Source organism: Bacteroidota bacterium, assembly GCA_016714535.1.
Classification (GTDB): Bacteria; Bacteroidota; Bacteroidia; order AKYH767-A; family OLB10; genus JADKFV01.
On the sequence record JADKDR010000006.1, the window covers coordinates 293783 to 308579 of the forward strand.

Sequence of the window (14797 nt, forward strand, 5' to 3'; positions counted from 1 at the left end):
TATTTTTCTATTGTGTTTGTAAAAAATCGAAAAAAAATAAAAGGATGCCGCTACTATCGCGGTTACTGACATCACTTTATACCTTCGTTTTATTAGTTTATTCCAAATATTAATACAAGTGAAATATATCATGTTGCATCAATTTAAATTTAACAATCAAGCGCTCGTCAGCATTTGCAATGCGGATGTACCATCGCTGGCGCAAGCTTGCAGCTTGTGACGCCAAATTTTTTATTACCCACCACTCATCCGCATTGGCAATGCGGAAGTACCATGTTGTATTTTTAAATAATTTTAACCCACATTGCAGCTACCCCGATAAAGAAGGCTTATAATCTGGGATGGCTGCACTTAAAATTTGGGCTGGGGTGACTACAGATTTTTTTCGGGCAAAAGGCCTTTGCTTATAATTTAAGGCCTGGTAAATTTGTTGTACTTGCTTATTTGGTTCTGAACATTGACGAATAACAATGGATTGGTTGTATTGGTTTTGCATTGTGGTTGTTACTAGTTTTTGCGTATTCATTGTACGTACAATATCGCACCATTGTGTGTTTATGTTGTTTGCTTTTAGTTGATGCCGGATAGTGTTTACAGTCCAGTAAGCGAGTAGCGCCAGGTGTATGTGTGCCATTGATGCTGCATCGGTTTTGTGATATATAGGGCGCAGGTCTATATCTGCTTTAAGGCAACGGAAGGTAGATTCTATTTCGCGAATGCTGTTGTAGATTTGCCATAGTGTGGCGTTGTCTTTTTTATTGAGCGAGGTGCGTATAAAATAAGTGCCGTGTGTGTTGGGGTGTTGGTTGACAGTCCAATTTAAATCGATAGCTATGTTGCCTTTGTATGCAATGTCAATGTTGTAGTGCTTGTGTATGGAAGGATATTTTTGTTTGAGTCGCCCGATGCGTTCGTGTACTTTTTCTTTTTGCTTTACTCCGCTTTTTTTTGACAGTGCATCTTTTATATTTTGCAAGCCGAGTTCAAATTTTTTAGAGAAGCTCTCGTCCATGCTTTTTTCTTTTTTTTCTTTAGCACTCGAGTACACTTTTACAACATGGTCGGTGTTGCTTTTTTGCTTTAAGCTTTGTAGGGAGAGTAATTTTTTGTTACTATCAATGAGCACTTCTTGTGGTGTACTATCATCTATCTGATTGTGTTTGTAAGTTTTACACGATACGCATATATATCTGATAGGGTTTCAATAATCTCACCGATACTTTTGCTATCGCTCATGTTGCCTTCAAATATGTGCGAGTATTTTGGAAAGCCTTGTGTGTTTACAACCAATGCGAGCACTATCAATCGTGCATCGCTGCGCTTCTCTTTGCTCCTTCCAAATTTGGCAATGTTACTGTTGCGCATCGCCCCTTCGAAGTATGTATTGGTGAGGTCGTACAACAATATTTTATCTTCAAGGTCAAATAGTTCATTTGTTTTTCTGCTGAGATATTTTTCGAGTTCATCTTTTTGCTCATACAACCGATGACTAATGGAGTATAATTTATCCTTGGTAATTTTTTGCAACGGGTAATTTGTAATTTCGCATACACCCGAATTTTGTTTTATCCATTTAGCCGTTTTAAATTCTGATGCAGGATATACAGCGCGCCTGATGATGTGCGTATATGCTAACCGTATATGCTCATCGCTCCAATTCTTTTGTTGTAAAAAACTTCCTATCCCTAACTGGTCCAATGCTTGCGAGCAGAGCCATTCCGCTCCTACTTCTACTACATCTTTGTTTTCTATGGACTCAGTATCGATGGCTTGTATTTTATTGTTGGCCGATACATCCAATCGCTTTTTTAATTTTATCTCGTCAAAAAATGCGTTCGCTAATTTTTCAATAACATCCGTTTCGGGCGGAAATAATTTGCCCATGCCTGTTCGACTCTCCTGCACCAATTCGCTAATGCGTATGCCAAGTTTTTTCTTGTCTTCTACATCAGGTAGCGCCTCCAACATTCCTAAATCTAATATCACCTGATGGCGAACACTATCTGCAGTACGATAACTCTCGCACAGTTTAAAGTACAAACGCTGGTCGCCAGTAAGTGTACGTGATTTTCTATATGGTTTGAGGAACACGCGGCAAATCTATGTACAAATTTTTTGTTATAAAAACAAGTTAGGGGGACTACATTTTACTTTTTAAAAAACATGACAACTCCTTTGTAGTATTAGCAACACTTTGCTTTTTTTACCTCCACCCATTCGCCAAATTGGCAATAGTATTTTGCTGTTTTGAGGCGATTTGCCTGCAATGTGGGTTAACTACACAATATTATTAGAACTACTTTTCCAACAACACAGTTTTCGTAAAAACATTTTTCGAATCTTTTGCCCTTAATGTATAAATACCATTCGGCAAAAAACTACCACAGTTGATACTTCAGATAACATATCATCATTGGCTTCTGAAAAGGAGGTTTAACAACCCTGGTTTTTAAAAAAAGAGGCTGCCCCTTTTGAGACAGCCTACTTTATTTTTGTATATCATCAATAGGCGTAGCTTTATTCCTTTATCAGCTTTTGTATCGCGCTATGATTTTCATTGAATACTTTTATATAATAAATGCCTCTTGCTAAATCTGATAAGTCAATGTTGCTTTGATTATGAGTTTTGATAACCGTTTCGCCAAGCGTGTTTACAATTTCAATTTCAAAAATTTCATCCCAAGCAATTTCAATATTTAATTCTTCGTTAGCCGGATTAGGGAAAGCCGAAAAATTAAACACCTCATTTGTTAATGCAAAGGCTCCTTCTTTACATGGAACTGTAATTGCAACCCCTGCCGATGACTTTGTACAACCGTTAATGTTTGTTACTTCAACCCTGTATGTGCCCCCTGTTTTTGCTGCATAGTTTTGAAGCGTTGCACCAGCAATATAGTTGGCTCCTTTTTTCCATTTGTAAGTTAAACCTGTTCCTGCATTTGCCTGTAATATCACGCTATCTCCTGCACAAAAAGATATAGGTCCTAGTGGGGTAATAGTTGCAGTGGGAAGTGCATTAACTGTTACAACGGTTGCAGTAGAAGTTGCCTTGGAACATCCTGTAATGGTATTAGTAATGATAACTTTATAGCTTCCTCCTGCAGTTGCAGTGTAGGATGGTAAAGTAGCTGCAGCAATTGGAGCTGATCCTTTTTGCCATTGATAGCTTCTGTTTGCGGCAACCGTTGCATTTAAAACAACACTTCCACCGCTGCAGAATGTGGTAGGTCCGGCAGGTGTGATGGTGTTTGTTGGCAATGCATTTACAGTAATGCTCAATTCGTTTGAATAATCGATTAATCCGCTTGGGCATGTAACTTTCAATACATAATAGTATGTGCCTGTGGTTAACTTGCCAGTTGTATAAGCTGTGGTAGCAGCACCGCTTCCACCCGATACATTACTATAAGGTCCGCCTGAAACTGTTGCACGCTGCCATTGATAAGTGATACCGGGATATGATGCATAGCCGGTTGCCGACATTACATAAGTTTGCTGAGCACACACTGTTGCTGCATTGGGTGAAACTGTTCCCGCTTCAGCCCAGCATCCTGCCCAATAACAACCGATGTCATGCGGTGCTGTTCTTGTTCTGCAATCTAAATCTGTAGTGATGTATGCCGGAGGTGTAGTTCCAGTTCCATCCAAAGAAGTGGAAGCAGGAGTAGGATGCAAATCAGTTGCATTATTTACAAAATTCGGATTAGCAACCTGCGAATTAGCATCAGTGCCCGGATTCACAGTCATAGCTGCTTGCCATTGAGCTAGTGTTTTAAAATATGTTGAAGTGGCCCTTGCTATATAGCCATTGGCTGTATCAGCAATATAAAAATTATTATTATCTGATAACGAACCGGTATTTCCATATTGTGAAGCAGCATTCGTATAAAAGCAGGTGTGATGGGCTACGCCACTTTGAGGTCCTGTAAAATTTGCAAACACATTATTTCTTATCTGCGATGTTTTACTAACACTGTTCATTGAAATACATACAGAACTAGCATTAGGGAAGGTACTTCCATTTAAACTTACGCTATTGTTATATATTTCAGTTGTTATTGTACCGGTATTGGATTCAATAAAAATTCCAACTACGGCAGCGGTTGTAGTGGCAACTCCTGTATAAGATGATAAAAGATTACTGATACTATTATTAAAAACTTTAAAGCTCATGGTTTGATTGGGCCAATTGATTCTAATACCCGCAATCCAATGGTTCGAAAAAAGCCCTGTAGCGCTTCGCCTTATGGTACGAATAATGTTGTTGCTTATTTCATTTGTACCATGAGAATTGGTAACCCCAATGCCGCTTGTGCTATACCAACTTGTGGCTGTTATATTTTGAATGATACAATTGCGAATGATAAAATTATACTGCCCGCTAATTAATATTCCAGAAGGTGAACTACTAATGATATCATCAGGCACATTCGGGTCTCCTATGTAATTAAAGGTGTTGCAGGAGGAGGTTATAATCTGATTACCAAAGTCAGCCGGACCAGTAGCATTATTTACTCCCACCAAAGCGAATCCAAAATTACAGTCTCTTATATTAATATCCCGCCAGGTATTGTTGGAGTTGGTTCCAGGATTACCTCCGGGCGATGTAGTGCTGAAAGAATAAATTCCATAAACATCTCCCTTAGTTCTGTCAAGGTCAATTGATATTTTATCATAAAAATTATTTTGGGCCCCCTTGTTGCCAAATAATTCAAATTGTGCCAAACCTATTTCAACTGTTTGTGGCGAAGTTCCATGCGTATATAAATTGATATTGCTGATGGTGGTATAAGATGCACATACACCGAGAATTGGTTCTATTTCATCACCTACAGCAGTTGTGCTCACACCTGTTCCAAAACTTCCGGCATTGATGTCGGAACCTCTGTAAGCAAATGTTGCAGCGGCACCTGTTTTCGAAATGGTTAAACGGTTGGTAGTATCACCATTAGGTGTTGCCACAAAAATCGGAAAAATGTTGCTGCCGTTTGCTGCAGTGGTATCATATTTCGCATCGGTTAAGTTTAATGTAACCGCACCGGCAATACCTCTGTGATTAACATCGGCAACTGCTTGTGTTATGCTGTTATAAGTTTTACCTACACCAACATTAAATGTACCTGCTGCAATTTGTGTTGGTATGCCAGGAGTAAAACGAAAATTATATGAAGGCCATCCGCTTCATGGACTTAACATTCGGTGACTTACAATTGATGAACCTGTTACAGCATCAATAAATTTACCGCTCCCACCGGTGCCCCACTCCATAGCAATCATAGCGCCTCCTGATGTTGTTTGGCTGCCAATAATATTTAACGACCCGTAACGAAATTCTATAATGTTAGAAGTTTCATAAAGAATTATCTGGCAATTCATTCTTACGTTACTGCCCGGTATGCCGGTGAATGTTGGATAGTTTGTGTATTGAACAGTAAATGTTCTGCTCCCGGGTGAACCTTTTGTCTGATATAAAATATCTGATGATGCATCATCAATTAAATTATTAAACCATGGCGCAAGCGCCTGATTGGGCGCACTGGTGGTTACCATATTAACATTGCCCACTGTAACTGCAGGTGCAATTGCATCAAACCATATCAATCCGTTTGTGCTTAACCCAACATTTGTGAATGTGCTGTCAGCATAGCCAAAACTAAAACCGATAGGAATGCCGGTTTGATTGGCATTATCACCTGTGGCGGTTGATGAGGTTGCGCCACCTCCTAATGAAATTGGTGCGTAAGTTGAATTGAAAGTTGTACGTGTAAAACGTGTTTGTGCTGTTGCATAAAATTGCATTACAATAAGTGCTGCAATTGTAAATAAGAGTTTTTGTGCGATGACAACTTGCGACCGCTGGTAAATTGAATTTGCTTTTTGCATGGCTATTAGATTTTAAATGATTAAAAATGTTGCTCATTTATTTTCATCCCATTGATGAAAATATTCCATGCAAAAATCTGCGAAACAAGCTTTTAAGTCAATCACCAATTATGGTGAATTGTTATCTAACCTCTTATAGAGTTTAAATCTCTATAAGAGGTATAGTGAAAAGTGGCTTACAGAATTTTTTTCGTATTCGTTTTTGAAACCGCCTCCCCCACAGAATTTACCTTAAGCATTTTATAAATTTTTCGAATGTGCGAATGCACAGTTTCGTAGCTGATGTTTAATGTTAATTGTTTATTTAAAATTAAAAAAATGATTATCAGAATTATTTTCAGCATTTTTGCATCATGACAAGTCAGGAAATACTAGAGGTTATAAAATCAAATAAGAAATTGTTTGAACAAAATTATGGTGTTTTGAATATTGGCATTTTTGGTTCCTATGCCCGTGGCGAAGCCAATGAAGCAAGTGATATTGATGTTTTGGTAGAACTTCGTGAACCTAAGTATAAATATTTGTATGGGTTGAAATCATTTCTTGAAAACCGGTTGCATAAAAACGTAGATATTACAAGAAAGGGAAACCATCTCCGTCAGAATTTTTTAAACTCAATTGAAAAGGAAATTTTGTATGCATGATACCATCATCAACGAGCGACTTCATAATATTTTAGAATCCATTTCACTGATTGAGGAACGCATGTTGGATATTACTAATCCATCAGATTTCAGGTCTACAAAGGAAGGATTAAAAACATTGGATTCTATTGCTATGCGCTTGCAGCATATTGCTGAGAATATAAAAAAGATTGATGGATTACAACCTGACTTTTTTGAAACAAAAATTATAATGGATCCACAACCGATTATAAATTTCAGAGATTTTATTTCTCATCATTATGAAAGAACTGATGTGGAAATTATCTATGACATTTGTTTGAATGATATGCAGGAGTAAAAAGTGAAAATAAATAATTATTGGAAGTTTTCATAACTCGCACACTATACAAGTCCTAAAACAAATAAGTCCTCAGTATATTTTTCGAAATTGTTTTAGATACCGCTTCACCCACAGAATTCACCTGCAGCTTTTGATAAATTTTTCGAATGTGCGAATGCACGGTTTCGTAGCTGATGTTTAATTCATCTGCAATCATTTTATATGATCTGCCTTTCACCAAAAGCTGAAGCACATCCTTCTCGCGACTGCTCAAGTTATAGTTTTCATCGGGTTGCTTAACAGGTTGAATTTTTGCAAATTGAGTTAATACTTTTCTTGCTATAACGGGTGTCATTGGAGCACCACCATGATATAATTCATTTATGTATTGAATAAGCGATTGCATATTGGCATTCTTTAAAATATAACCGTTGGCTCCTGCACACAGCGAAGCAAAAACTTTATCGTCATCTTCAAAACCTGTCAACATTAAAACAGGCAATGCCTGATATTTAGTACGTAATAATTTTACAGCATCAATGCCGGTAATCAGGGGCATATCAATATCCATTAATACAATATCAGGGTTTATGTTTTCAATATCTGCCAGCATATTTTTGCAGGAGTCAAAAGCAGCAACGAGTTGCATGTTATCAGTAGTTGACAATAGCAAACCAATAGATTCGAGCACATTAATGTTATCATCAAAAATAATTACCTGAAGTATTTTCTTTTCCTCTGTTATCATGATGCAAAAGTGAGTGTAATTGTTTTCAATACCAATAACCAATTATGGTGAAGTGAATAGATGGCTTTATACAGTTAATTCAATAATGGTTCCTTTACCCGGAAACGATGTGATTTCTATACTACCCTTTATTTCAGAAGCTCTTGATTTCATGTTCTTAATGCCGTTGCCATTATATGATTTTAGTTCGTCTGAAATAAAACCACTTCCGTTATCTGAAATTGAAACATACAATTTATCTGCATTTTTCTTTATGCTAATGTTTACTTCCGTGCAGTTGGCATATTTAATAATGTTGTGAATGGCTTCTTTGTAAATCAAAAAAATATTTTTCCGTTCCGTCATTTCTAATTTCATTTCAGTAATACGTTCATCATATTCAATATTAAATTGAATGCCTGTTGCTCCTAAAATGGAAGCTGAATAACCTTCCATTCTCAATATTAAATTTTGCAAAGTATCATTTGATGCCTTGGCCGCCCACACCACATCACTGGTTTTATCAATAATTTCTACCGATGAATTTTCTATTTTTTCTAAGATAGATTTTATCTCTCTTGAGTTTTCTCCAACTAATTTAGCATTGGCAATCTGGCTGTAAAGGTGAATACTTCCTAACGTGCTGCCTATATCATCATGCAAATCGCGGGCAATCTTATTCCGAACTTCCTGCAATTTTAAAATCTGCTGGATTCGATAACGATACAAAACGTATACAGATGTCGATATTACTATTAAAAGCAAACTATAAAACCACCAGGTGAAATAAAATGGCGGTGTAATAATAAACGGCAATTCATAAACATCGCTTTCAATTCCATCGCTGTTCACAGCCTTAACATTAAGTGTAAAATTTCCATGCGGCAAATTGGTGTAGGTAATCAGTGGATTGGTTTGATTATTTCGCCAGGTATCATCAATGCCATCAAGCATATACAAGCATGTGGTTTGACCGTTGTCGGAAAAGCTATTTGCAGCAACATTGAATTTCAAAAAGTTTTGATTGTAATTCAATTTCAATTGATCAAACAACAACGAATCAGAAGGCGCATCCATAATCCACAATCTTGAAATACTGACAAATGGTTTTTCGTGGTTTGAAATAATCTGAGAAGGATAAAAGGAAATAAAACCACCATCGAAACCAACACTCATTTCATCTTGTATTGTTGAATTGTCATTTCGAAAAAAATACCCGCTGATATTTTCAGAAATCCCGCTTTGCATGTCAAACAACTTGTAACGGTTTCCTTTTACATTGTAATGCAACAAACCAGTTGAACTAACCATCCAAAGATTATCATTTTTATCTTTTGCCAAACCCTGCAACGACTTAATTTCATTTGCATAAGACACAAATGTTACAGAATTATTCTCGGGAAAAAACTTCAGCAGCCCTTGTCCCTGTGTGGTTACCCAGTAAGAGCCGTCAGTGTTTTCTGTCATGTCAAAAACATTGTTCACTGATTTTACATTTTTTGTATCAGGTCTATTCCAGGTCTTTGATTCGGAATGAATCACCCGCACAATACTGTCGGCAAAAGGAAACTCATCGAATGAAATCCTTTGTGGAATCAAAACCTGATTGATACCATGGGTGGCGCCACAAACCCAGATATTGTTTTTCGAATCACTGAAAATTTTCCGTGATAAATTATCCACAAAAGTTCCTTCTACGTTCGTATCCTTTAAATTGATAAATGCGTTTTTATGTTGGGTATCAAATAGCTTGATGTAATTGCCATAAAGCGAAACAGCAATAAGCGAATGCTCATGATGCCTTATTTGTGTAATTGAATTTGCACGCGAACCACCCATGAAAAAACTTTGGTGCTTGCTTGCTGCATAACTGACCTTAGGGAAAACTAATTCAAGTGTTACGGTATCCAATGTAAACACCGAGCGGTTGGTTCCTATATAAATTATGTTTTTTTCATCAAGAAAAATGCTGGTCAATTCCTGCCTTTCATCGCGATAATAAAAATCCTTATGCAGATAGTTTTCATCATTTGAATTTCTGTAAAAAAAGCCACACTGAGTTACAATAAATTCTCTCCCGCTTTTCAAAATAATCCTGTCATTTGCTTTGCATGAAGTAGTTCCGGGCGGAACAGGCAGCTTTGTAATTTCAAACTGATTTTGCAGCGGGTCGTAAACATACAATCCCGTTTCGGAGGCAATCCATATTCGATTGCGATTATCGCGATACAGACTATTTATTCTGGATGTAACGGGATTTGAAAATTTAATATCGTTGGTAAAGGATTTTGTTTTCAAATCAAAAAAACGAATGCCCGAAGATTTTGTACCACACCATAAAACTTTGTTTTCATCTTCTGCAAGGCAAAGTATTTCATCGCCTGATAGCTTCAACTTTAAACTTCTATCAAAAAACCAGGTTGCCAATCTTTTTCCATTTAAATCAAACTGATGCAACCCGTTATCCCATGCACCGCACCACAAATGATTATCGCTTCCAAGAAATATTTTATTAATAGTCATAGCTGTGTCTGAGACCTGCGTTCTGAATTTGCCAATATTCCCCAACCGTTTAAGCGATTCAATAATTCCTGCAAAATATGGTATGGTATCATTAACAAGTACATCATAATAAGTATTGGTGGAAATCAGCTTTTTATTTTTATCAGTAGCTTTTGTTTTTAAATCGAATAGCTGCAAGCCGGCATTATTCTGAGCAATCCAAAGACAATTTCTGTTTTTATCAAATGTGATGTCGTTGATGTTATTTACATTCAATTCTGAATTTGACTTATTATACGTTTTAAACTTACCAGTTCTGAAATCATAACTACACATCCCTGACGAAGCGCTTCCAATCCAAAGCAATGAATCGTTATCAATTTCAAGGCAAGAAATAATATTACCGCAAAGTGAGTTGATGTCCTTTTCATTGTGTTTAAAAACATAGAAGTCTTGTCCATCATAACGGTTCAATCCATCCTTAGTGCCAATCCACATAAAACCCTGTTTGTCGCGAATGGTACACGTAACCTGGTTGTCTGAAAGGCCTTGCTGTGAGGTGATACGTCTTAAAGTAATATTCTTTTGCTGACTTGAAGAAGCATTGGAAACCAACATGAAAAGCAATAATGATAAAATCTTCTTTCTCATTTTATTGTTAGCTTTTTGGTTGAATTGTCACAAGCTGTGTTCAACAGATAAGTACAACTCTTACCTTGTTTTGTAAAGGTACTTCATTTGGAGATAAGTAACTAAATTTTCTTATAAGTCTATTATCGATTTCGTTTTCAACTCTTTCGACTTCTCTTTTTTTGATTAAAGTGAAGTCTGTTATTTTTGAAATGAATTATCAAAAAACGCATTTCTATTTTTCCATAGTAGCATTATCTTGCAATGTGAATGGTCCGGTAAAATAAGTTATATTTTAAAGTGCTTCTGCTATTTTTTCTTGATGTGTAAATGCCTGGTCATTGTCTAATATCATGGTTTTGCTTTGTGTCTTATATTTGTTTTAGTTTGTGCGAGAGATGTAACATAGATTTTTGCACCTAAGCGTCTTTTTGGAAAGTTGCGCTTGAGTTATCTACATGCAGTGCTCTTGTGCTCACTGAGTGTAATAGAAATCTGTGTTTGTATTTCGCCAGCAATTATATAGGCTTCAATTTTGCACCTCCTATATTTTTTTATAAAAAAATTTACTCCTTCAGCAAAGAAGGCACATTATTAGAACTACTTTTCCAACAACACAGTTTTCGTAAATACATTTTTCGAATCTTTTGCCCTTAAAGTATAAATACCATTTGGCAAATGTGCCAGCGAAATCGAAAAAGTAAAATCGTGCGAAGTGATGTTTGATTGCTCCATTAATACTACGCTGCCTTTGCTATCAATAATTTCGAAAGTGGCATTTCCGCTTAACACTGAATTTGAAATTTCTATGCTGATGACATCACTTGTTGGATTTGGTATTACAAATAATTCGTCACCTGTGTCCGTTACTCCAAACCTTGCAGTGCCAATTACTATAGAAGCATTGCGGCTGCACTTTTTGTTGTCCTTTACTGTTACTACATAGGTGCCGGGTACAAGTCCTGTTGCTGTTTGTGTGGTTTTTATTGGCGATGTATTCCATGAATATCTGTAAGGACTAAAACCATTGCTGGGTGTGGCTGTTGCTGTTCCGTTGTTAAATAGAGGAGAAGTGGCTGGCGTGCCACTCATGGCGATTGCTATTTGAACCGGCTGTGTGAGCGTGTATGTTTGTGTTTTTGTGCATCCCGCAGCATCGGTTATGGTACATGTATAACTTCCTGCTTTCAAGTTGGCAATGGAGTCGATAGTGGCACCTGTAGACCAAAGGAAAGACTAGGGCGAAACACCGTTTGTTGGTGCTGCTTTACACACACCACTTTTTGCACCAAAGCAAGGCAGGTTTTTTTGTGTTGGGTTTGGACTTATGGCCACACTTGGGTTTATTATGGAGGTGGCAGTTATTGTGCAGCCATTGCCATCATTAACTATAACTGTATACGTGCCGGCAGCCAATGAACTAACATTTGCACTCGTGCTGCCATTGTTCCAAAGGTAAGTATAAGGAGGTGTGGCGTTGCTGGCCAAAACATTTGCAGTTCCATTATTGAAGCCACATGTTGTATTCGTATTTGTAGTTGTTGCACTCAGCAACGTTGGCTGTGCAATATTTACATTACATGTTTTAGAGCATCCTGCATTATCGGTTATGGTAACTGTGTAAACCCCGGCAACCAAACCTGTTGCTGTGGGGGTGCTGCTGCTATTGGACCATAAATAGGCAAAAGGAGCAATGCCACTGGTTGTGCTTACACTTGCCTGGCCGCTATTGCCACCATTGCACAATACGGCAGTTGTGGTTGCATTTGCTGTTACCGAATCTACTGTTACCATTACTGTGTCTTTCGCAATGACACCTGAGCGGGCATGAGTAACCGTAAGTATATACGAAGTATTTACTGTTGGAGATGCCTGAGGATTGCTCATAGTACTCGATGATAAACCTCCGGCAGGCGACCAGCTAAAATTCAGATTTGAATTTGTTGACATACCAATAGCTGCAGTGTTTCCTTTGCAAATAAGTTTATCTGCACCGGCTGAGGCGGCCACAGTTGCGTTTAAATTTACATTATCAATGTATAAATTATTGCCAAAGCGACCACGATTACGAAATGCAATATTTACTCCGTTGCCTATAAAACCATTGCCGGCTAATGAAGGTGATGTATCGTACCATCCCGTTAATACTAAATTGCCCGGGCGGGTTACATCAACTATTGTAAATCCATCGCGATAATATGAGCTTACTGCATACTCATCTCTAATATATGTGTTGTGAATGATTGATCCTGAAGCCGGATTCTGAGATTGTATTTTGTCAAGTAATTGAACGTTGTTGGGTCCGAAACATTATATGCAGCAAGGTATGAGTTGCTTACTTCGTCAGTTGTAAAACTACATTCTGTGACCCATTGAGCCAGGTGTTATGACAAAAAGCATTGGGTGTAGTTTGTTTGTTTGCAGCACACTGTAACTACCCTCGCTAAGGGATCCGCCATTGGTTCGTGTCCACAAGATTGCACCATCAGCATCTAGCCGCACTAAAAAGAAATCTGCAAATCCGTTACCATTGCTTTTGGTATAACCGGCTATAATAAACCCTCTATCAGCTGTTGCATTTATCCGCAAATAGACAATCCACATGTTAAAAACTTTGCATATTCTTTATTGACAATACACCTAAGGATTTTGACCTTGTAACCAAAACTTACAAATAATATGTGTTATAAAATTGAATATTCTGATGATAAAGTAAGTGCATGGGGAGGTTTTTCGTTAATGAAAAAATTCAATGATAAAATTGGTTTGAAAAGCGTTTTGCAAAATCTACACATTCCCGAAAGCAAGAGTAATAACAGGTTTGAGAATGAGGAAATCATTGAAAGTTTCCTATTGTCAGTATGGTTAGGCTGTTACAAATTTTCACACACACATGTGTTAAGATTAGATGATACGCTAAAAAAAATATTTGGATGGAAACAAATACCAAGCGATACAACCTACAAACGATTTTTTCAAAAGTTTAATCAAGGCATAAATAATGAGGTGTTTCCAACATTGCAAGAATGGTTTTTTAATCAATTGCAGTTTGATAATTACGCATTAGACTTGGACTCTACCGTTATTACTCGGTATGGTGATTTGCAAGAAGGCAATCATAAGGGCTATAATCCAACCAAAAGAGGTAGAGCCTCTCATCATCCATTATTTGCTTTTTTAGGCAACGAGCGCATGGTTGTAAACAGTTGGCTTAGAAGTGGCGATACCTCAAGCGCACATCAGTGTAATGAGTTTTTAAACGAAACATTATCCATACTCAAAAACAAAACAATTGGTTTGCTACGTGCCGATTCTGGTTTTGCAAGCGATTTAATTTTTAGACATTTAGAGCAAGAACAAATTCCATACGTGATAGCGGGGAGAATGCATTATCCATTACAAGATAAGATAAAGCAACAAAAAACCTGGACAGCTATCGGATTAGGAATTTGGATTAGCGAAACAAGGTATAAGGCATCAAAATGGGAATCAGAACGTAGGGTTATTGTTATAAGACAAAGCGTTGATTTAAGGCCCAAAGCAACAGGTAAAAAACTAAAGCTGTTTGATGATAAGGAATATTATGAGCAATACCGGTATCATACTTTTTATACAAATCAAACGCTACCTGCAACACAAATTTGGGAACAATACAAAGGAAGGGGCGATTGCGAAAATAGGATTAAAGAACTTAAATATGATTTTGCATTAGAAGGTTTTAATATGAAAGATTTTTTTGCAACAGAAGCAGCATTGCGTATGGTAAACTTAGCTTACAATATCATAAGTTTGTTCAGACAGGTTAGCTCCGAAAAGCCAAATCATCAACGATTACAGACATTAAGACTCAACTGCTATGCAGTTGGAGCTTGGATGACAAAAAAAGGAAATAGTAGGATATTGAAATTGGCTGTTCCAATAAAAAAACGAAAATGGATGGATGGAATTTTTGGCAAAGTGGATAGTTGCTCTTTCCCTTTATCATTAATAACTTAAATCCTACTGTCTATTTGCGGATAAATATCTTTTTTAGGGCGGCAACACTTTAGAGCCGGTTTCGATAATATTGCTTATTACAATACGACAAGAATTAGTCAATTATTTTAAAAA

At 37.2% G+C, this 14797-nt stretch carries 13 protein-coding genes; 4 read left to right on the forward strand and 9 right to left on the reverse strand.

The window, feature by feature from the left end:
* Positions 1 to 310: 310 nt before the first annotated feature.
* From IPO27_10810 to IPO27_10825, 4 genes are all read right to left on the reverse strand, one after another.
* A complete protein-coding gene (locus IPO27_10810; GenBank protein MBK8847000.1) occupies positions 311 to 1126 on the reverse strand; it encodes a transposase in 816 nt (271 codons plus the stop codon).
* 20 nt (positions 1127 to 1146) lie between these two features.
* Entirely contained in the window at positions 1147 to 2091 is a 945-nt protein-coding gene (locus IPO27_10815; protein MBK8847001.1) for a hypothetical protein, read from the reverse strand.
* 426 nt (positions 2092 to 2517) lie between these two features.
* Positions 2518 to 4962 carry a T9SS type A sorting domain-containing protein gene (locus tag IPO27_10820; GenBank protein ID MBK8847002.1) on the reverse strand — a complete coding sequence of 815 codons (2445 nt, stop codon included), beginning with the start codon at positions 4960 to 4962 and terminating at the stop codon, positions 2518 to 2520.
* A gap of 219 nt (positions 4963 to 5181) precedes the next feature.
* Complete coding sequence (locus IPO27_10825) at positions 5182 to 5883, reverse strand: hypothetical protein (GenBank protein MBK8847003.1); 702 nt, start codon at positions 5881 to 5883, stop codon at positions 5182 to 5184.
* Positions 5884 to 6236: 353 nt separating this feature from the next.
* Between IPO27_10825 and IPO27_10830 the strand changes: the two genes are divergently transcribed.
* Together IPO27_10830 and IPO27_10835 are read left to right on the forward strand one after the other, a co-directional pair.
* On the forward strand, positions 6237 to 6527 hold the full coding sequence (locus IPO27_10830; protein ID MBK8847004.1) for a nucleotidyltransferase domain-containing protein: 291 nt from the start codon (positions 6237 to 6239) through the stop codon (positions 6525 to 6527).
* The gene (locus IPO27_10835; protein ID MBK8847005.1) at positions 6520 to 6846 is read left to right on the forward strand and encodes a DUF86 domain-containing protein; all 327 of its coding nucleotides are present in this window, start codon (positions 6520 to 6522) and stop codon (positions 6844 to 6846) included. The genes IPO27_10830 and IPO27_10835 overlap by 8 nt, the downstream gene beginning before the upstream one ends.
* Positions 6847 to 6901: 55 nt before the next feature.
* Here IPO27_10835 and IPO27_10840 read toward each other — a convergent pair whose 3' ends face one another.
* The 4 genes from IPO27_10840 to IPO27_10855 form a co-directional block, all read right to left on the reverse strand.
* Positions 6902 to 7576, reverse strand: a complete 675-nt coding sequence (locus tag IPO27_10840) for a response regulator transcription factor (protein ID MBK8847006.1) — start codon at positions 7574 to 7576, stop codon at positions 6902 to 6904.
* A gap of 66 nt (positions 7577 to 7642) precedes the next feature.
* On the reverse strand, positions 7643 to 10708 hold the full coding sequence (locus tag IPO27_10845) for a hypothetical protein (protein ID MBK8847007.1): 3066 nt from the start codon (positions 10706 to 10708) through the stop codon (positions 7643 to 7645).
* A gap of 579 nt (positions 10709 to 11287) precedes the next feature.
* The gene (locus tag IPO27_10850) at positions 11288 to 11878 is read right to left on the reverse strand and encodes a T9SS type A sorting domain-containing protein (protein MBK8847008.1); all 591 of its coding nucleotides are present in this window, start codon (positions 11876 to 11878) and stop codon (positions 11288 to 11290) included.
* Positions 11879 to 11923: 45 nt separating this feature from the next.
* Positions 11924 to 12697, reverse strand: coding sequence for a SprB repeat-containing protein (locus IPO27_10855; protein ID MBK8847009.1), 774 nt, complete (start codon positions 12695 to 12697; stop codon positions 11924 to 11926).
* 25 nt (positions 12698 to 12722) lie between these two features.
* Between IPO27_10855 and IPO27_10860 the strand changes: the two genes are divergently transcribed.
* Positions 12723 to 12884: a hypothetical protein gene (locus IPO27_10860; protein ID MBK8847010.1), complete on the forward strand. Its 162-nt coding sequence runs from the start codon at positions 12723 to 12725 to the stop codon at positions 12882 to 12884.
* A 158-nt stretch (positions 12885 to 13042) separates the two neighbouring features.
* Here the strand turns inward: IPO27_10860 and IPO27_10865 are convergent, their stop codons facing one another.
* Positions 13043 to 13291: a hypothetical protein gene (locus IPO27_10865; GenBank protein MBK8847011.1), complete on the reverse strand. Its 249-nt coding sequence runs from the start codon at positions 13289 to 13291 to the stop codon at positions 13043 to 13045.
* 75 nt (positions 13292 to 13366) lie between these two features.
* Between IPO27_10865 and IPO27_10870 the strand changes: the two genes are divergently transcribed.
* A complete protein-coding gene (locus IPO27_10870) occupies positions 13367 to 14683 on the forward strand; it encodes an IS1380 family transposase (protein MBK8847012.1) in 1317 nt (438 codons plus the stop codon).
* Positions 14684 to 14797 lie beyond the last annotated feature (114 nt).